Consider the following 2410-nt stretch of genomic DNA (forward strand, 5'->3'; position numbering starts at 1 on the left):
CACTGCCTCGAGCTTGAACTCTCGGCTGAACTTCCGTCGTTGCATTTACACCCTCCGGTTCCGAAAACACCTTATCTTGGTGTCCACGAAACCGGCAGCAGCTCATACTCTCGCGGTACAATACGATGAGACACCCGAACCCAGCCCGGGTTGTCTCAATTGGGTTGCCCCGCTAAATTTGGGGCATCATAGTCGATGATCTAGAGTCTATTGAGACAGGTATCATTGATGTTGGTTGGTTATGGTCGAGTGAGCAGCGCTGGTCAGTCGCTCGAGGTCCAACTCGAGGCGTTGGCGACCGCGGGGTGTAGCAAAATCTTCTCCGAGAAACGGAGCGGCATCAGCGTGATGGGGCGCGATGAGCTTGCCGAAGCTCTGGACTTCGTCCGCGAAGGAGACACCCTCATCGTGACCCGTCTCGACCGCCTTGCGCGGTCAGCAGCTGATCTCCACACGATCGTCGCACGACTGTCCACGAAGGGGGTAGGGTTTCGATGCCTTCAGCAACCGGGAATGGATACCGACACGTCTACGGGGAAGCTGCTTCTCGGCGTGCTGGCCTCCATCGCCGAGTTCGAAACGGACATTCGTAAGGAACGTCAGCGCGAGGGCATCGACCGTGCGAAAACTGCGGGGGTTTACAAGGGCCGCAAACGTTCGGTCGACGTTGCCACAGTCCGCACGCTGAAGGACCAGGGCGTCGGGCCGAGTGAAATCGCCAAACGAATGGGGATCGGCCGCGCAAGCGTCTATCGCGCGCTGTCCAGCTGACCTGGCGGGGGGGGGGGGGGGCGGAGTGATGTCGGGGCTGTCAGCGGAGGCAGTATTTTGCAAAAAGCATGGCTAAGGCAAATATCAACATACTGCCAACGAGCCCACCGATAGCGAAGAGCACCTATAGTGCCGGACGATCGCCATCAAAGCCGGGTTCACTCACGGAGCTGGTGTAATCCTTGATCAAAACCGCAGCGAGAGGTCACCGTAAAATATTGGATACGGCTAGGTTTGCATAACGGTATTTTTCAATAGTAAGCAGTATACCTTAGATTTTCTACGAACCTCGCAACCGGATGGTGCCGATGTATGGCAGTGATTTGGGGCTATGCCATCCACAGGCGCTAATATATCTGCGATTTTGTCTCAAAATTGCATATTTTATTTGTTAAGTACTTCGGCTAGTAGCGCGAGCCGATAACACGAAAACGAAGATCATTGAGACGGCGTCAAAATTCAAGCTGAGACATTACCTAAAATCGAAAGTAGCCGCCAACCCTGTGACTTCGGCGTAACCATCTGCCCCCCTACATCGAATGGGTAGAAATATGCACACAGGGACATTAGAAATGACAAATGCGCGCGCGGGCCTTGATCCATTGGCTGAAAACCTGCTTCGTTGGACCCTAGTGCTTGTATTTCTACTATTTGGCACCGCTAAATTCGCTGCATATGAAGCGCACGGTGTAGCGGGGATCGCAAGTAATTATTGGCTTTTCGGTTGGATGTACCCGCTGATAGGCGAACGGGGCGCGAGTGCGGTGATCGGAACGATCGAGCTTGCTACAGGGGCACTTCTAGCGATCGGCGCGAGGTCTCTACTAGCCTCCGTCGCCGGAGCCGCGATGGGATGTTGCACTTATCTTTTGACGCTGAGCTTCACGCTAGAGGCACCCAAATTGTTCGAGGAAGGCTACGGCTTCCCGTTCCTGGGATCGACCGGACAGTTCCTGATCAAAGATGCCGTGCTGCTCGCCGCCTGCGCGACGCTGCTTCTTAGCACGCGTGCGCGTTTGGCCGCTGTTCGGGGAGGATAGAGACGCACGTTGCCCCGGGGCATTCAAACCGAGCAACCTATCATCGGTTCTAAATCAAAAAGATCTGTTTAAATCCGACCGTCGCGCGCGCCCGCAAAAGGCACCTTTTTCCGAGATCGAGCGTTAGCGTCGAACTGCAACAAAGGAGAGAGGTATGTTACGTATTTTTGCAGCCGCGTCAGCGGTCGTGTTCCTAGCGTCTAGCGCAGGTGCGCAATCTGCTCAGGCAGGATCTCACAACCCTGCACTAAAAAATGGTGCCCCACACACGATCGGGGCGCCGGCGAAAGGTGCAAATTCATTTACTGAAAACCAGGCTCGTGGACGCTTCGCCAAAGGAGGCTACACTCACATCTCCAAAATCATGAAAGCCGATGGCCTTTGGCAGGGAACCGCAATGAGGGGCTCCAAGCGTGTGACCGTTTTGCTCGACTACAAGGGCAACATTACCACCCGTTAAACCTTAAGCTTTGGAGATTTATCATGGTCAAGACCGGCTTTGTTGCAAAACTGACGTTGGGGATTCACGTAGGGAATCGAGTGGGATAGATGGGCGTGATGCCCAAACCTGCCGCACCTGTGTATCGCACGACGAACTG

3 protein-coding genes are annotated in these 2410 nt (G+C 54.6%); all 3 read left to right on the forward strand.

Features of this window, described 5'->3' with window-relative positions:
* Positions 1–228: 228 nt before the first annotated feature.
* The 3 genes from IEV62_RS18030 (at position 229) to IEV62_RS18040 (ending at position 2271) form a co-directional block, all read left to right on the forward strand.
* Positions 229–771, forward strand: coding sequence for a recombinase family protein (locus IEV62_RS18030; protein ID WP_188449966.1), 543 nt, complete (start codon positions 229–231; stop codon positions 769–771).
* Between the two features lie 572 nt (positions 772–1343).
* Positions 1344–1811 (forward strand): DUF417 family protein, encoded by a 468-nt coding sequence (locus tag IEV62_RS18035; RefSeq protein ID WP_188449969.1) that lies wholly within the window; start codon positions 1344–1346, stop codon positions 1809–1811.
* A gap of 154 nt (positions 1812–1965) precedes the next feature.
* Positions 1966–2271: a hypothetical protein gene (locus tag IEV62_RS18040; RefSeq protein WP_188449971.1), complete on the forward strand. Its 306-nt coding sequence runs from the start codon at positions 1966–1968 to the stop codon at positions 2269–2271.
* Positions 2272–2410: the final 139 nt, after the last annotated feature.

This window comes from Sphingomonas psychrolutea, assembly GCF_014636175.1.
In the GTDB taxonomy this organism is placed as follows: Bacteria; Pseudomonadota; Alphaproteobacteria; order Sphingomonadales; family Sphingomonadaceae; genus Sphingomonas; species Sphingomonas psychrolutea.